The following is a 14,916-nucleotide window of genomic DNA, read 5'->3' as shown; positions in this document are numbered from 1 at the left end:
TGCCCTTTCTCTCGATGGTTCGTCGCTCCCTGGACCCGCGGGCCGAGCTATCCGGCGGCGAGCGCCTCGGCGAGGCTCGGGGTGGCGGCGATGAGACTGCGCGTGTACTCCTCCTGGGGGTTCGCGTAGATGTCCTCCGTCGCACCTGATTCGATGATCTGTCCGGATTTCATCACGATGACCTCGGAGCACAGGTGTTTGACGACGCCGAGATCGTGGGAGACGAAGAGGAGGGTCAGCGCGTACTCGTCGACGAGGTCGGTGAGCAGGTTGAGCACCTGGGCGCGCACCGAGACGTCGAGGGCGGAGACCGGTTCGTCGGCGACGAGGATCTGCGGCCTGGTCACCAGTGCCCGGGCGATCGAGATGCGCTGTCTCTGCCCGCCGGAGAACTGGTGCGGGTACCGGCGCAGGGAGTCCGTATCGAGGTCGACGGCTGCGATCATCTCCTCGACCCGTGCGGTGCGTTCGTCCTTGTCGACGCCTGCGGCGATGAGCGGTTCGGCGACGATATCGGCGATCCGCATCCGCGGGTCGAGAGAGGCGAAGGGGTCTTGGAACACGATCTGCAGGTTCTCGCGCAGGCGGCGCAGTGCTTGTGAGCTCGCGGCTTCGACCCGAATGTCGCCGACGCGCACGTGCCCGGTGGTCGGCCGGTCGAGGCCGGAGAGGATGTTGAGCAGCGTCGACTTCCCCGAGCCTGACTCCCCCACGATGCCCAGCCGAGCTCCGGACGCGACGGTGAAATCGATCCCGCCCAGGGCTGTGACCCGCGAGCGTCCGCGAACGAACAGTCCCCGTCCGCGGAAGACACGGGTGACATCCGAGACCTCGATGAGCGGCGCCGATTCCTTCGCCGAGGCGGCCCCGTTGCCTTCCTTCGCCGAGGCGGCCCCATCCTCGGAGTCCTGCGATTCCCTCGCGTCCGGCTGAGGCTCTGCTTCTTCGACCTGCGGTCCCGAGTAGGCGAGCGCGGTCTTCGGGGTGAAGAGCCTGCCGCGGTCGTCGGTGGATTCGAGGTCCGAGGACGCCAGGAGCCCACGAGTGTATTCGTGCTTGGGTGCGGTGAAGATCTCGTCGACGCTGCCGGACTCGACGATGCGTCCGCGGTACATGACGACGACCCGATCGCAGACCCCGGCGACGACGGCGAGGTCGTGGGTGATGAACAGCAGTCCCGCATCCACTGCCGCGACCCTTTCGGCGATGAGGTCGAGCATATGCTTCTGCACGGTGACATCGAGTGCGGTGGTCGGTTCGTCGCAGATGAGCAGCCTCGGCGAGTTGGCCAGGGCGATCGCGAGCATGACGCGCTGCCGCTGCCCGCCCGACATCTGGTGCGGGTAGGCGAAGCGGGCACTGTCCGGGTCGGGCATGTGGACGTCGTGGAGCAGTTCGCGCACACGTGTCGGAATCTGCCCTCGGGGCACCTTGCCGTGGATGCGCAGCACTTCGGCGATCTGGTCGCCGATGCGCATGAGCGGGTTGAGGGCACTCATGGGTTCTTGGAACACCATGGACACGATGTCCGAGCGCAGCCCGGCCAGGGTCTTCTCGTTCGCCTCGAGGAGGTTCCCGGAATGGCCCTGCAGGTGCACCTGGCCGCGGGCATGCAGCTCGTCGGGCAGCAGCCCCATCACGGACTGGGCAGTCAGGGATTTGCCCGACCCGGATTCTCCGATAAGTCCGACCCGCTCCCCCGGCGCCAGGCTGAGACTGACATCGTGGAGCACCGGCGTCTCCGCTCCGGCGGGAGTGATGGTGAGGTCACGGACCTCGAGCAGGTTCTCAGGCACCTCGGGCCTCCATCTTCGGGTCGAACCGGTCGCGCAGCCCATCACCCAAAAGGTTGAACCCGAGCACGGCGAGCGCAATGAACACTCCCGGCCACAGAGCGAGTTCGGCGTGGGTGGACAGGTACTGCTGGGACTCCTGCAGCATCCGTCCCCATGACGGAGTCGGGGCCTGCGTGCCGAGTCCGAGGAAGGACAGCCCCGCCTCGGCGAGGACGGAGATCGCGAACGCCACGGAGGCCTGGACGATGACCATTCCGGCGATGTTCGGCAGCACGTGGACGAAGGCGATGGCCGGGATCCGACGGTTCGACGCGCGTGCAGCGCGCACGTACTCGGAGCCGAGCACCTGCAGCGTCCCGGACCGTGCGACTCGTGCGAACCCGGGGATCGCTGCGATGCCGACCGCGACCATCGCCGGTCCCGTCCCCGGTGAGTAGACGGCGGCGAAGATGATCGCCAGCAGCAGGGCGGGGAAGGCAAGGAGGATGTCGTTGGCGCGCATGATCACCGCGTCGATCCACATTCCCCACGGCTGCTTCGCGAAGAGTGCGGAGATGATTCCGATCGGGGTGCCGATGAGCAGGGCGATGCCGACGGCGACGACCCCGACGAGCAGAGTGATCCGTGCCCCGACCATCACCCAGGTCAACGTGTCCCGGCCGAAGGTGTCGGTGCCGAACGGGTGGGCGAGGCTGCCGCCCTGCAGCCTCGCGGCAGGGTCGATCGCGTTCGCATCGTACGGAGTCCACACGAAGGAGATGAGAGCCAGCCCGACGATGAGCATGACGAGTGCCGCACCGATGATCATCGATGCGTTCAATCGCCGTCCGCCCTTGCGGGACCGTGCCGGTCCGCCCTTCGCCGAGGCGGTTGCGCCGGTCGCGGCGGGATCGACGGGATCGATGTGGTCGCGGGGATTCTGGGCACCGGTCGGGGTCGGGTTCATGCGGCGTTCCTGATCCGGGGGTCGACGATGGGCACGAGGATGTCGACGATGAGGTTGATGATGAGTACGAGCAGGACGAGGACCATGACGATACCCTGGACCGCTACGAGATCGCGGTTGGCCACGGCGCGGACGAGTTCGGACCCGATTCCGGGCAGAACGAAGATCTGTTCGATGATCACGGCCCCGACCAGCAGGGTGGCCAGCTGGACTCCGGCGACGGTGATGACGGGGATCGCCGCATTGCGCAGACCGTGCACGAACAGTGCCTTCGTCCTCGTCAGTCCCTTGGCGCGGGCAGTGCGGATATAGTCCTCCCGCATCACGTCGAGGACGGCTGAACGAACGTAGCGGGTGAGGATCGCAGCCTGTACGAGCGCAAGCGACACGACAGGCAGGACGAGGCGGAGCAGGAAGCCGCCGAGCCCCTCGATCGGAGCCATCCAACCCTGGGACGGGAACCATCCGAGGGTCAGCGAGAAGATGATGACGAGGATGATCGCGGCCAGGAAGTTCGGGATCGCGATGCCGACCTGGCTGATCGCCGAGATCGTCACACCGATCCAGTTGCGCTGCTCGAGGGCGGCGAAGGTGCCCAGAGGCACAGCGATGAGGATCGACAGGACGATGGCGGCGATGACGAGGATCGCGGTGACCTGGACGCTGTCGACGATGACGGGTGTGATCTCGGCACCGGTGACATAGGAGGTGCCGAAATCTCCGGTGAGCATTCCTCCCATCCAGTCGAAGTACCGGATGAGCGGTGGTCGATCAAGCCCGTACTGGGCTTCGAGCGCCGCCACCGCCTCCGGGGTGGCGTTCGTTCCCAATGCCACCTGTGCCGCATTGCCCGGCAGCAGGCTCATCAGGGCGAAGACCACCACCGAGGCGACGAGGAGGGAGAGTGCGAACTGGATCGCACGGTTGACTGCGTAGGTGAGCATCGACGTTCGCGGTCAGGCCCAGCCGAGGTCGGCGATCTTGAACGCGTCGGAGACGCGGTTTGCGGGTATCCCCTCGATATCGGACTTGGCGATGACGAGATTCGGGAACAGGAAGAGGAAGTCCGAGGCGGCATCCTCGGTGATCGTGCTTGCGATCTCCTTCATTCCCGAGATGTACTCCTCTTCGGTGCCGGTATCGGCCTTCTCCGCGATCTTCTTGATCTTCGAGTCGTCGTAGCCGATGTAGTAGTCCTTCGAGAACACGGTGAGGATGTCACGCGGTTCGGCGTGGTTGATCACCGACATGTCAAAATCGTGTTCGGTGAACGTCTTGTCCAACCAAACTGCCGGGAACTCCTGAGTGGAGATCTTCGCCTTCAGGCCGACCTCTTCGAGCTGAGCGGAAACGATTTCGGAGATCGCTTTCGCATACGGCAGGTTCGGCACGGTGAAGGCGAACTCCTCGCCCTTGATCCCGGCCTCGTCGACGAGCTGCTTGGCCTTCTTCGGGTTGTACTTCCACACTCCGGTGAGGTCTTCGTAGTACGGGTCGGTCGGGGGCACCATCGAACCGATGAGCTCGCCGTAGCCGGCCCACGCGGTGTCGAGGACGGCCTTGCGGTCGATCGCATACATCACGGCTTCGCGGGCCTTCTTGTCCTTGAAGATGCCCTCGGCGTTGTTCATCGACAGCACGACCTCGCCGTTCGTGGTGCCGGAGACGATCTGGTAGTCGTCGCTCTGGAACTCTCCGGCCAATTCGGGTGCCTGGAGGTTGGAGACGAGGTCGATCTCTCCGGACTTCAGGGCGTTCGAGGCCGAGACCGCATCCTTGAAGTATTTGAACTGGACCGAGTTCAGCGACGGCTTCTCGCCCCAGTAGTCGTCGCGGGCGGCGAAGTCGATGGACTGCCCACGCGTGAATTTTTCGATCTCGAAGGGGCCGGTGCCGATGGCTTCGTTCGCCAGGTCGTCGGTTCCCTCGGTGTCGAAGACGGCGCCGACGAGGCTGGTGAGATTGAACAGCCAGGTGTTCGACGGCTTCTTCAACTCGATCGTGACGGTGGAGTCGTCGGGGGTCTCGATGGACTCGACGATGTCCATCTTCGACTTCAGTGCGTTCTTCCAGTCGTCCTGCACTCGTTCGTAGGAGTACTTGACGTCTTCGCTGGTGAAGTCCGCACCGTTGGAGAACTTCACACCGTCTTGTAGTTCGAAGGTGTAGGTCTTGCGGTCACCGGACAGAGTCCAGTCCTTGGCCAGCGCAGGTTGGATCTCGCCTTCGCCGTCGAGACGGACGAGGGATTCGTAGACGTTCTCCATCAGCGCTTCGGGAATGGCGACCCCCGAGGTGGAGGTGAAGTCGAGGTTGACCGGTTCGGCGGTGAAGGCGATGGTCATCGAGTCCTTCTTCTGCGCATCGCCTCCGCTGTCGGAGGCTCCGGCCGAACAGCCTGTGATCAGCAGGCTTGTGGCGGCAGCGGCCGCCACCCACGTCATGATGCGCGGAGTCTTCATTGTTCTCCTCGATTTCGCCGACCACGAAGAGGGCCGGTCGCCAACACTCAAGCATCGTCAGTGTATCCGAAGTTCTCAGCTGGTGAGGCGGTTGTGTTCAGATGCTGGGCACTCTCAGAAGGTGGCTCAGAGGTTCGGCTCGTCGGCGAGGATCGCGGCCAGAGCGTCGAAGGCGAACCGGCGGTGGGACCGTGAGTTCTTCTCCTCTGCGGTCATCTCGGCGGCACTGTGCTCTGACCCCTCGGGGACGAAGATCGGATCGTAGCCGAAGCCGTTCTCGCCCTTGGGCTCGGTGGCAAGACGTCCAGGCATCACGCCCTCGGCAGTGAACTCGCGACCGTCGGCGGTCACAGCGGCTGCTGCGCAGCGGAACTGTGCTCCGCGGTGTTCGGCCGCGATATCGCCCAACTGGGCGAGAAGGAGTTCGAGGTTCGCTCTGTCGTCACCGTGTCGGCCGGCCCAGCGGGCGGAGAAGATCCCCGGTGCACCGCCGAGGACGTCGACGCTGATTCCCGAGTCGTCGGCGATGGCGGTGTGACCTGTCGCCGCTGCCGCGGCACGGGCCTTGATGAGGGCGTTCTCCGTGAACGTGACTCCGGTTTCGGCGACATCGGCCAGTCCCGCCTCGGCGGCGGTGAGCACCTGGGTGTCGGCACCGAGGACGGGGCCGAGGATGGTCAGCAGTTCTCGTTTCTTGCCCTCATTGTGAGTGGCGAGGACGAAGGTCGTCATCCGGCGAGCACTTCGGACTGGATGCGGGTGAGTTCGGTGCAGCCGTGGGCGGCGAGGTCGAGCAGCTTGCCGAGTTCATCACGGTCGAACGGTGCTCCCTCGGCGGTGCCCTGGACTTCGATGAACTTTCCGGAACCGGTCATGACGACGTTCATATCGGTTTCGGCGCGCGAGTCCTCGACGTAGGGCAGGTCGAGGAGGGGTTCTCCGTCGATGATGCCGACGCTGATGGCCGACACCGAGTCGATGATCGGCTGGTGGGCGGCGGGGATGAGCCCGGTCGAGCGTCCCTTGTCGATGGCCTTCGCCAGCGCCACATAGGCTCCGGTGATCGACGCGGTGCGGGTGCCGCCGTCGGCCTGGAGGACGTCGCAGTCGAGGACGAGGGTGTTCTCGCCGAGCTTGTCCATGTCGATGACCGCGCGCAGGCTGCGACCGATGAGGCGGGAGATCTCGTGGGTGCGTCCGCCCTGTTTGCCCTTGACGGACTCGCGGGTGCTGCGGGAACCGGTGGCCCGCGGGAGCATGGCGTATTCGGCGGTGACCCATCCGCGACCCTGGCCCTTGAGCCAACGCGGCACTCCTTCGGTCAGCGAGGCCGCGCAGAGGACGCGGGTGTTGCCGAATTCCACGAGCGCGGATCCTTCGGCGGTGTTGATCCAGTCCGGGGTGATCCGGACTTCACGGAGTTCGTCTGCTGCACGGCCGTCTGCTCGCACTGTCTGCCTCTTTCGTTTCGCTGATGGTGTCTGCTGGTCGCTGGCGACTCACACGGTCCAGGTGGCTCCGGGCTTCGCCAGTTCGATGGGTCCACGGTACTCCCCGGCCGCCTCACCGCGAACGATGGAGCAGTCGGTCCAGATCGGGATGTGGGTGAGCACGAGCGCTGCCGCCTCGGCGTTCTGCGCGACCCGTCCGGCGCGTTTGCCGGTCAGGTGGATGCCGCGTGCAGTGTCGCGGTCTTCCTGGAAGGCGGCTTCGCAGAGGAAGAGGTCGGCGCCCTTCGCCGCCTCGACGAGGTTGTCGCACTCGTCGCTGTCTCCGGAATATGTGATGACCTTCCCGGCCGCGTCCGTGATCCGCAGAGCGTAGGCCTCGACGGGATGGTCGACGAGGAAGGCTTCGATGGTCAGCGATCCGATCTGGTGCCGGCTTCCGTGGTCGATGTCGTTGAACTCGAAGGCGTGGGAGAAGTCCGAGTCGTCTCCCCCGTTGGCGACCGGGGACTTTCCAGGATCCGTGAAGTACGCCCGGGCCAGCCGTTCCTTCGCACCGGCCGGAGCGAAGACCGGCGTGCGGGTGCGGATCGTTCCGGTGTCGGAGATGTCGCCGTTGAAGAACTTCGGGTCGAAGCAGTGCTTGACGTACAGGCCGGTCATGTCCATGCAGTGATCCGGGTGGAGGTGGCTGAGCACGATCCCGGAGAGACGATCGGTGTCGATCGTCTCCTGCAGGGGGCTGAGCGCACCGGACCCGAGGTCGAGGATGATGCGAGTGGGTGTGTCCTCTTCGGTTTCGATGAGGTAGCAGCTGGCGAGGGCGCCGCGTCCCGGGAAGGAGCCGGCGGTGCCGATAGCGGTGAGTTTCATAGCTCGTCATCCCCTTGCGTCTGGTCGAGCAAGGTCGTCGTCAGTCGGTCCTGAATCCAGGTCAGGAAGTCGTACAGGGTCAGAGTGAGGTCTTCCGATTCGGAGAGGTCCTCGCGGTGGGCGTACTTCTCCTCCTGTGCCTCCTCGGTGTCGATCCCGAGGCGGACGGCGAGGACGAGTCGCAGATCGTTGAGCCCTTTCATCCAGGCGAGCACCTCGTCCCGGGTCAGGGAGATGTCGTTGCCCTTGCTCAGCCCCAGCAGCACGATGCGCACATTGTGCGCCTTGGCCTGTTTGAGGTCGAACTCGGTGAGGCGGCGGAACTCCGCTGAACGCTCTTCGTCATCGGGGTCGACGTCGGGCAGCAGCCGCAGCAGTGCCGGGTCCACCGGGCGGGGGCGGTCGACGAGTCCGAGCCGGGCTTCCCAGTTCTCCGAGTCCGGACGGTCATCATCGCTGTCACCGTCTTCGGCCAGCAATGCTGCGAGATCGGTGAATACGGTGAGCATGAGCGAGCGTTCGTTGTCCTGCAGGGTGAGGACGACATCGTCCCCACGTGCGTCGATAGCGGCCATGTGTCAGTCGGATCCTGAATCGGGTTGGCACGCAGCCCACAGGCCGTATTCGTGCATCGCTTGAGTGTCTCGTTCCATTGCTTCGCGACCTCCGGTGGCGACCACGGAGCGGCCGTTCTCATGGACTTCGAGCATGAGTGAGTGGGCCTTCTCCTCGGAGTATCCGAAGTAGGTTTGGAACACGAAGCTGACGTAGCTCATGAGGTTGACCGGGTCGTTGAAGACGACGGTCCTCCAGGGTTTGGCCAGGTCTTCGGCCGGTCGAACCTCGACGTCCGGCTCGAGCACTGGGGTCGTTGGATTGCTCACGTTTCCAGCTTACGGCAGAACACTGACGCTGTCGTGACGTAAGATCGCGCCTATGAGTGATCTCACACGGACCGATTCGACGGCGTTCTTCACGGATCAGTACGAATTGACGATGGTGCAGGCGGCCCTGGAATCCGGCGCCGCCCACCGCAAGAGCCTCTTCGAAGTCTTCGGCCGCAGTCTTCCCGCAGGTCGCCGCTACGGTGTTGTCGCCGGTACCGGTCGGATCCTCGAGATGATCCGCGATTTCCGCTTCGACGATGCCGAGCTCTCGTTCCTCAGCAGGGAGAACATCGTCGACTCGCGCACCATCGACTGGTTGGCGAACTATCGGTTCACGGGCAATATCCGCGGCTATGCCGAAGGGGAGATCTACTTCCCCGGCTCACCGCTGCTCACAATCGAATCGACGTTCGCCGAGGGCGTCATCCTGGAGACGCTCATCCTCTCGGCGATGAACTATGACTGTGCGGTCGCCTCGGCGGCATCGCGGATGGCTCAGGCGGCCGGCGACCGACCCTGCGCGGAGATGGGCGGACGACGCACGAACGAGCATGCAGCCGTGGCTGCGGCTCGGGCCGCTGTCATCGGCGGTTTCGCATCGACGTCGAACCTGGCGGCCGGTCTGCAGTACGGTCTGCGCACGATCGGCACCTCGGCACATTCGTTCACTCTCCTCCACGATTCCGAGCGAGAGGCCTTCGCCGCACAGTTGAAGTCGCTGGGCACCGATACGACTCTGCTCTTGGACACCTACGATGTCGAGGAGGCGCTGACCACGGCGATCGAGCTGGCCGGCCCGAAGCTCGGCGGTGTGCGCATCGATTCCGGTGACCTCATCGAACAGGCCAGTGAGGTTCGCGAGAGCCTGGATCGCCTCGGCGCCCGCGACACGACGATCACCGTCACGAGTGATCTCGACGAGTACGCGATCGCCGCGCTGGCCGCCTCCCCCGTCGATTCCTATGGTGTCGGCACACGTGTGGTCACCGGCTCGGGAGCCCCGGCCGCCGGGCTCGTGTACAAGCTCGTGGCGCGCGCCGATGAGGCCGGCGAGTGGACCTCGGTGGCCAAGCACTCGTCGGGCAAGCCCTCACGCGGCGGACACAAAGAGGCGCTGCGCCTCATCGACGGTCCGATCGCGGTCGAGGAGGCCGTCGGCATTCCGACGCTGCCAGATGACGTCGGTGAAGGCCGCCGGCTCAGCGTCGATCTTGTCGTCGACGGTGAGGTCGATGAGTCGTTCGTCGGTGCGGCAGGTGTGAAGAAGGCCTGCGCCCGACATGACGAGTCCCTGGCGGAGCTGCCGCGTTCGGCCAGGCGCTTGCAGGACGGCGAGCCCGCCATCCCCACCGTGTTCTACTCCAACTGAGCAGCACTTCACCCCATCAACTGAGCCGCACCCCACCCCGTCATCGACGAAGCCGCCGAGGCTGACGCACTGTCTGCCTCGGCGGCATCGCTGATCTCGCACCGAACTTCGCTCATCTCACGCTCGGCGGGACTCCCCTGCTGGCGTCTGAGTGTCACTTCTTGCCGATGAACCAGCCCTGCAGCTTCTTGATCCGGGCCTGGATCTGCTCACGCGTGGCTTGAGCGACGGCCGGTCCCCCGCATGCCTTGCGCAGTTCGACGTGGACGTTCTGATGCGGTGTGCCGGTCCGCCTCGACCAGGCGCCGACGAGGCTCTGGAGCTGATTGCGCTCTTCCTTCATCGCACGGTGTTCGAGCTCGCCCGTCTCGACTTCGGGGGCCGGAGGAGCCGCCGCAGTCTTGCGTTTCGCCTGCCGGGCCTGCTGAGTGCTCAGCAGCTCACGCACCTGATCGGGTTCGAGCAGACCGGGAATGCCGATGAAGTCGAGTTCGTCCTCGGAGCCGATCGCTCCGCCGGTGCCGAATTCGCCGCCGTCGAAGAGCACGCGGTCGAACAGTGCTTCGGCGCCGAGGGCTTCGAACGATCCCAGCTGGTCGGACGACGCGCTTTCGCTGCGGTTAGCCTGCTCCATGGCTTGCTCGTCGAAGACGACGACGTCGTTCTCGTCCTCGTTCTTCGGTCGGTCGAGGGCGTGGTCGCGTTCGACTTCCATCGTGTTCGCCAGTGCCATGAGGATCGGCACGGAGGGCAGGAACACCGAGGCGGTCTCGCCGCGTTTGCGGGCACGCACGAAGCGTCCGATCGCCTGTGCGAAGAACAGCGGAGTCGCCGAGGAGGTCGCATAGACGCCGACGCACAGTCGGGGAACGTCGACGCCTTCGGAAACCATCCGCACGGCGACCATCCACCGATCGGTGGAGTTCTGGAACTTCTCGATCCGCTCCGAGGCTCCCGCTTCGTCAGAGAGCACCACGGTCGGCTTCTCTCCGGTGATCTCGTGCAGGCGTTTGGCGTAGGCGCGGGCCGCCTCCTGGTCGGTGGCGATGACGAGGCCGCCGGCATCGTGGACGGTGCGTCGGACTTCGGTCAGTCGCATATCGGCGGCCTTGAGCACGGCCGGGATCCAGTCGCCCTTCGGGTCGAGGGCGGTGCGCCAGGCCTGCGAGTTGATGTCCTTCGTCGTCTCCTCGCCGAGCACGTGCGACATCTCGTCGCCGGCCTTGGTCCGCCAGGTCATGGCGCCGGCGTAGGCGAGGAAGAGGACAGGACGGACAACGGAGTCCTTGAGCGCACGGCCGTAGCCGTAGGAGTAGTCCGCCACCGAGGTGCGGATGCCGTTCTCGTCGGGAGCGTAGGTGACGAACGGGATCGGTGAGGTATCCGACCGGAACGGGGTTCCCGTCAGAGACAGTCGACGAACTGCGGGGCCGAAGGCCTCCCGTACGGCATCGCCCCACGACAGGGCGTCGCCTCCGTGGTGGACCTCGTCGAGGATGACCAGAGTGCGACCGGCCGCCGTGCGGTTGTGGTGGAGAACCGGTTTGGCCGCAACCTGCGCATAGGTCAGAGCCACCCCGTGGTAGCCGGGTGCGTGCTTGCCCTGGGAGTTCTTGAAGTGCGGGTCGAGCTTGATGCCCACACGTGCCGCCGAATCGGCCCACTGCACCTTGAGGTGTTCAGTGGGAGCGACGACGGTGACCCGGTTGACGACCCGCTGGGCCAGCAGTTCGGCCGCCAGACGCAGAGCGAAGGTGGTCTTACCGGCCCCGGGGGTCGCGACCGCAAGGAAGTCCTTGGGCTGCTTCTGAAAGTAGAGTTCGAGAGCCTCCGCCTGCCAGGCACGCAACTTTCCGGCCGTTCCCCAAGCTGCGCGCTCGGGGAATGCCGGTGGAAGCTGTTCTGCCGCGGAGGTCCCTGGTGCTGATGGGAGACGATCCGCGGACATCTACTCCTGCGGTCCTTCGGACATCGTCTCGTAGATCTCTTTGCACTTGGGACAGATCGGGAACCGCTCGGGGTCGCGCGTGGGGACCCACACCTTTCCGCACAAGGCGATCAGCGGAGTCCCGGTCACCATGGACTCCATGATCTTGTCCTTGGGCGCGTAGTGGCTGAAGCGCTCGTGATCGCCGGGCTCGACTAGCTGCTCGGACTGCTCGCGCTCGATCGTTGCTGAACCGCCTGAAGCTGGAATGGTCATGGCTCCATTGTAGTTCCCTAGAATGAGAGTCATGGACCAGGCCTACGACGATTCCCTCACAGAACGCTATCGCGAACTCAGCGATGACATCGCCGCGGCGGTCGCCGTGGTCTCCGCGACCAGGGGCAGCGCGCTGCATGCGATCACCGTCGATTCGTTTCTCGACGTGTCCTACGATCCCCCGACGATGGCGGTGAGCGTCTACTCCGGCTCACGAATGATGGAGACCCTGGAGACGAGTTCTCATTTTGCCATCTCGCTGCTCAACTCCGATCAGCGTGACATCTCCGAACGCCTCGGCGCGTCGGGCCAGCCGCTGTACGGATCGCTCAAGGGCATCGACACCTTCCCCGCCCCGCAGGCCGGGCAACCGGTGCTCACCGAGGCAATCGCCTGGTTCGAGCTCGAACTCACCCAAATCCTCGAGGTCGCGACTCACAACATCGTCGTCGGCGAGGTGGTGTCCATGGGTGCGGGCGCCGAGGCGGGAACGAGTCGTCCCCTGCTGCGCTGGCGCAAAGCCTACGGGACCATCGGAAAGCGCTGACCGCACGACAGAGGCCCTGCTCCGTACCGTTGTGCTTCACATGGAAGCTCAACCGTCCTGAGCAGGGCCTGTCCTGTGTTTAGCGTCGACTCCATCGGGCTGTCGGCGCTGACGCGGGTCGGTGAACCGACCGTCAGTGGCTCAGCAGGTCACACGACGCCCTGGGCGAGCATCGCCTCGGAGACGCGGATGAAGCCGGCGATGTTGGCGCCGGAGACGTAGTCACCCGGCGAACCGAATTCTTCGGCAGCGGCGGCGCAGCTGTCGTGGACATCGCCCATGATCTCGGCCAGACGGGCCTCAGTGAAGTCGAAGTCCCATGAGTCGCGGCTGGCGTTCTGCTGCATTTCGAGCGCACTGGTGGCGACACCGCCGGCGTTTGCGGCCTTGCCGGGGGCGAAGAGCACTCCGGCTTCGGAGAAGATCTTCACGGCTTCCGGGGTGCAGGGCATGTTCGCACCTTCGGCGAGAGCGATGACGCCGTTCTTGACGAGGGTCGCTGCCGAATCAGCGTCGAGTTCGTTCTGCGTTGCACACGGAAGTGCGACATCGACCTCAACATCCCAGACGTTGCCGCCCTCGTGGTAGGTCGCGCGACCGCCGCGCTGATCGACGTACTCGGAGATGCGTCCGCGCTCCTCGAACTTGATGCGCTTCACGAGCTCGATGTCGATACCGTCAGGGTCATGGATGAAGCCTGCGGAGTCGGACATCGTGATGACGGTGCCGCCGAAGGCCGTGACCTTCTCTGCTGCGAACACGGCGACGTTTCCGGATCCGGAGATCGAAACGCTGCGACCATCAATGTTCTTCTTCGCAGCGGCGAGCATGTCTTTCAGGAAGTACACGACGCCGAAGCCGGTGGCTTCGGTGCGGACCATGGAACCGCCGTAGGACAGCCCCTTGCCTGTGAGCACGCCAGCTTCATAGGAGTTCGTCATACGCTTGTACTGACCGAAGAGGTAGCCGATCTCTCGACCGCCGACGCCGATGTCACCGGCAGGCACATCGCGGTACTCGCCGATGTGGCGGGAGAGTTCGGTCATCAGAGACTGGCAGAAGCGCATGACCTCGCGGTCGCTGCGGCCTTTCGGGTCGAAGTCCGCTCCGCCCTTTCCGCCGCCGATGGGCAGGCCCGTGATCGCGTTCTTGAAGATCTGCTCGAAGCCGAGGAACTTCACGATGCCGAGGTTCACCGAGGGGTGGAACCGCATTCCGCCTTTGTACGGGCCGAGAGCCGAGTTGAACTGCACTCGGAACGCGCGGTTGATCTGTACGTCACCGGAGTCATCGATCCAGGGAACACGGAAGATGATCTGACGTTCGGGCTCGCAGAGCCGTTCGAGCGCAGAGAGTTCCAGGTATTCGGGGTGCTTGTCCACGACAGGGCCCAGGGAATAGAGAACTTCCTGTACCGCTTGGTGAAACTCCGACTCTCCAGGGTTGCGTTGGAGCACAGTGTCGAAGATTGGCTGCAGTGATGGATGTAGACTCATGCGCACAAACATACCGTGACCCGTATAACAACAATCCGAGCGACCAGATAATGGACAACGTTGTCCGGTCACTTCAAGTGGGATATAAGTCTCCCACGCAATCTGGGCGCGGTTGAGCAGGAAAGAATGAGTACAAGGCACATGGACATCTCGGAGATCTGGCCGCCGTTCGCACTTCATCTGCGATCAGGGGATATGGAGCTCTCCCCTGTCCGAGAAGCAGATATTCCCGAGCTCGCCCAAATCGCTCGAGGCGGCGTCAGAAGAGACGGAATCGAAGCATTCCTCGTCAATTGGGATTCAGGAACCGATGAACAGGTAGCGCGCAGCCTCGCACAGTATCACTGGTCGACACGGGCGAACTTCACCGTTGATGAATGGACGATCGAGTTCACGGTCAGGGTCGATGGGCGCGCCATCGGGGTACAAGGTGTCAATTCGCATCGGTATCCACTGACGAGAACAGTCTCAACAGGTTCGTGGTTGGCTCTGCCCGAACAGGGCCGCGGCTACGGCACCAGAATGCGGCGGATCATTATCGAAACCTTCATCCGACATTTCGGAGCCACCCGATTCGACACCGCCTACTTCGAGGGCAACCACGCCAGCCGGCGCGTATCGGAGAAGCTCGGCTACTCCCCCAATGGCCACCGCACCAGAGTCGGACAGAACGGGACGCCCCTAAAAGAGAACCACATGACCCTCTCTGCTCACGACTGGCAACTCCCGGACAAGGAATTGCAACTCACCGGGTACGAAGCGTTCCGAAACTTCCTCACTATTACTACCTGACGGCGGCCCAGATACCTGGCGCGAGGTAGCTGCGCCGCCGTCAGGTAGTAATAGCAGCACAACGAATGTGAATGCCCTCGTGGCCTCGTTCGAACTC

The 14,916-nt window shown here is 64.3% G+C and carries 15 protein-coding genes; 3 read left to right on the top strand and 12 right to left on the bottom strand.

Translation table 11 applies throughout. The features are described from left to right. Positions 1–47 precede the first annotated feature (47 nt). The 9 genes from BEP01S_RS06225 to clpS form a co-directional block, all read right to left on the bottom strand. Positions 48–1,838, bottom strand: a complete 1,791-nt coding sequence (locus BEP01S_RS06225; protein ID WP_062241509.1) for a dipeptide ABC transporter ATP-binding protein — start codon at positions 1,836–1,838, stop codon at positions 48–50. Next, a complete protein-coding gene (locus tag BEP01S_RS06220) occupies positions 1,789–2,742 on the bottom strand; it encodes an ABC transporter permease (protein WP_083532589.1) in 954 nt (317 codons plus the stop codon). Before BEP01S_RS06220 ends, BEP01S_RS06225 begins: the two co-directional genes overlap by 50 nt. Further along, entirely contained in the window at positions 2,739–3,686 is a 948-nt protein-coding gene (locus BEP01S_RS06215) for an ABC transporter permease (protein ID WP_062241506.1), read from the bottom strand. Before BEP01S_RS06215 ends, BEP01S_RS06220 begins: the two co-directional genes overlap by 4 nt. Before the next feature lie 12 nt (positions 3,687–3,698). Beyond that, the gene (locus BEP01S_RS06210) at positions 3,699–5,204 is read right to left on the bottom strand and encodes an ABC transporter substrate-binding protein (protein ID WP_062241504.1); all 1,506 of its coding nucleotides are present in this window, start codon (positions 5,202–5,204) and stop codon (positions 3,699–3,701) included. 126 nt (positions 5,205–5,330) lie between these two features. Next, positions 5,331–5,936: an RdgB/HAM1 family non-canonical purine NTP pyrophosphatase gene (rdgB, locus tag BEP01S_RS06205; RefSeq protein WP_062241503.1), complete on the bottom strand. Its 606-nt coding sequence runs from the start codon at positions 5,934–5,936 to the stop codon at positions 5,331–5,333. Then, positions 5,933–6,655, bottom strand: a complete 723-nt coding sequence (rph, locus tag BEP01S_RS06200; protein ID WP_039207113.1) for a ribonuclease PH — start codon at positions 6,653–6,655, stop codon at positions 5,933–5,935. Before rph ends, rdgB begins: the two co-directional genes overlap by 4 nt. A gap of 48 nt (positions 6,656–6,703) precedes the next feature. After that, positions 6,704–7,525, bottom strand: coding sequence for an MBL fold metallo-hydrolase (locus BEP01S_RS06195; RefSeq protein WP_039207111.1), 822 nt, complete (start codon positions 7,523–7,525; stop codon positions 6,704–6,706). Then, positions 7,522–8,100, bottom strand: coding sequence for a DUF2017 family protein (locus tag BEP01S_RS06190; protein ID WP_039207109.1), 579 nt, complete (start codon positions 8,098–8,100; stop codon positions 7,522–7,524). Before BEP01S_RS06190 ends, BEP01S_RS06195 begins: the two co-directional genes overlap by 4 nt. Positions 8,101–8,103: 3 nt before the next feature. Continuing rightward, positions 8,104–8,409, bottom strand: a complete 306-nt coding sequence (clpS, locus tag BEP01S_RS06185) for an ATP-dependent Clp protease adapter ClpS (protein WP_039207108.1) — start codon at positions 8,407–8,409, stop codon at positions 8,104–8,106. A 52-nt stretch (positions 8,410–8,461) separates the two neighbouring features. On the opposite strand from clpS, the gene BEP01S_RS06180 reads away from it, so the two are divergent. Then, a complete protein-coding gene (locus BEP01S_RS06180; RefSeq protein ID WP_062241501.1) occupies positions 8,462–9,781 on the top strand; it encodes a nicotinate phosphoribosyltransferase in 1,320 nt (439 codons plus the stop codon). 154 nt (positions 9,782–9,935) lie between these two features. On the opposite strand, the gene BEP01S_RS06175 is transcribed toward BEP01S_RS06180, so the two are convergent. Both BEP01S_RS06175 and BEP01S_RS06170 read right to left on the bottom strand, forming a co-directional pair. Next, the gene (locus BEP01S_RS06175) at positions 9,936–11,729 is read right to left on the bottom strand and encodes a DEAD/DEAH box helicase (RefSeq protein ID WP_039207104.1); all 1,794 of its coding nucleotides are present in this window, start codon (positions 11,727–11,729) and stop codon (positions 9,936–9,938) included. Continuing rightward, positions 11,730–11,984 carry a DUF3039 domain-containing protein gene (locus tag BEP01S_RS06170; protein ID WP_035320920.1) on the bottom strand — a complete coding sequence of 85 codons (255 nt, stop codon included), beginning with the start codon at positions 11,982–11,984 and terminating at the stop codon, positions 11,730–11,732. Positions 11,985–12,015: 31 nt separating this feature from the next. Here BEP01S_RS06170 and BEP01S_RS06165 point away from each other — a divergent pair, with 31 nt between their 5' ends. Further along, positions 12,016–12,531: a flavin reductase family protein gene (locus BEP01S_RS06165; protein ID WP_062241499.1), complete on the top strand. Its 516-nt coding sequence runs from the start codon at positions 12,016–12,018 to the stop codon at positions 12,529–12,531. A gap of 149 nt (positions 12,532–12,680) precedes the next feature. Here BEP01S_RS06165 and gdhA read toward each other — a convergent pair whose 3' ends face one another. Then, a complete protein-coding gene (gene gdhA, locus BEP01S_RS06160; RefSeq protein WP_039207101.1) occupies positions 12,681–14,027 on the bottom strand; it encodes an NADP-specific glutamate dehydrogenase in 1,347 nt (448 codons plus the stop codon). A 141-nt stretch (positions 14,028–14,168) separates the two neighbouring features. On the opposite strand from gdhA, the gene BEP01S_RS06155 reads away from it, so the two are divergent. After that, the gene (locus tag BEP01S_RS06155) at positions 14,169–14,819 is read left to right on the top strand and encodes a GNAT family N-acetyltransferase (protein WP_062241496.1); all 651 of its coding nucleotides are present in this window, start codon (positions 14,169–14,171) and stop codon (positions 14,817–14,819) included. Positions 14,820–14,916 lie beyond the last annotated feature (97 nt).

The organism is Brevibacterium epidermidis NBRC 14811, from assembly GCF_001570805.1.
GTDB lineage: Bacteria > Actinomycetota > Actinomycetes > Actinomycetales > Brevibacteriaceae > Brevibacterium > Brevibacterium epidermidis.
This window is presented reverse-complemented; position numbering and strand designations above follow the sequence as displayed.

Excerpts from the sequence above, each read along its gene's own strand:
- BEP01S_RS06225 (WP_062241509.1), bottom strand. The coding sequence starts at position 1,838 with ATGGGCTGCGCGACCGGTTCGACCCGAAGATGGAGGCCCGAGGTGCCT.
- BEP01S_RS06220 (WP_083532589.1), bottom strand. The coding sequence starts at position 2,742 with ATGAACCCGACCCCGACCGGTGCCCAGAATCCCCGCGACCACATCGAT.
- BEP01S_RS06215 (WP_062241506.1), bottom strand. The coding sequence starts at position 3,686 with ATGCTCACCTACGCAGTCAACCGTGCGATCCAGTTCGCACTCTCCCTC.
- BEP01S_RS06210 (WP_062241504.1), bottom strand. The coding sequence starts at position 5,204 with ATGAAGACTCCGCGCATCATGACGTGGGTGGCGGCCGCTGCCGCCACA.
- rdgB (WP_062241503.1), bottom strand. The coding sequence starts at position 5,936 with ATGACGACCTTCGTCCTCGCCACTCACAATGAGGGCAAGAAACGAGAA.
- BEP01S_RS06195 (WP_039207111.1), bottom strand. The coding sequence starts at position 7,525 with ATGAAACTCACCGCTATCGGCACCGCCGGCTCCTTCCCGGGACGCGGC.
- BEP01S_RS06190 (WP_039207109.1), bottom strand. The coding sequence starts at position 8,100 with ATGGCCGCTATCGACGCACGTGGGGACGATGTCGTCCTCACCCTGCAG.
- BEP01S_RS06180 (WP_062241501.1), top strand. The coding sequence starts at position 8,462 with ATGAGTGATCTCACACGGACCGATTCGACGGCGTTCTTCACGGATCAG.
- BEP01S_RS06175 (WP_039207104.1), bottom strand. The coding sequence starts at position 11,729 with ATGTCCGCGGATCGTCTCCCATCAGCACCAGGGACCTCCGCGGCAGAA.
- BEP01S_RS06170 (WP_035320920.1), bottom strand. The coding sequence starts at position 11,984 with ATGACCATTCCAGCTTCAGGCGGTTCAGCAACGATCGAGCGCGAGCAG.
- BEP01S_RS06165 (WP_062241499.1), top strand. The coding sequence starts at position 12,016 with ATGGACCAGGCCTACGACGATTCCCTCACAGAACGCTATCGCGAACTC.
- gdhA (WP_039207101.1), bottom strand. The coding sequence starts at position 14,027 with ATGAGTCTACATCCATCACTGCAGCCAATCTTCGACACTGTGCTCCAA.
- BEP01S_RS06155 (WP_062241496.1), top strand. The coding sequence starts at position 14,169 with ATGGACATCTCGGAGATCTGGCCGCCGTTCGCACTTCATCTGCGATCA.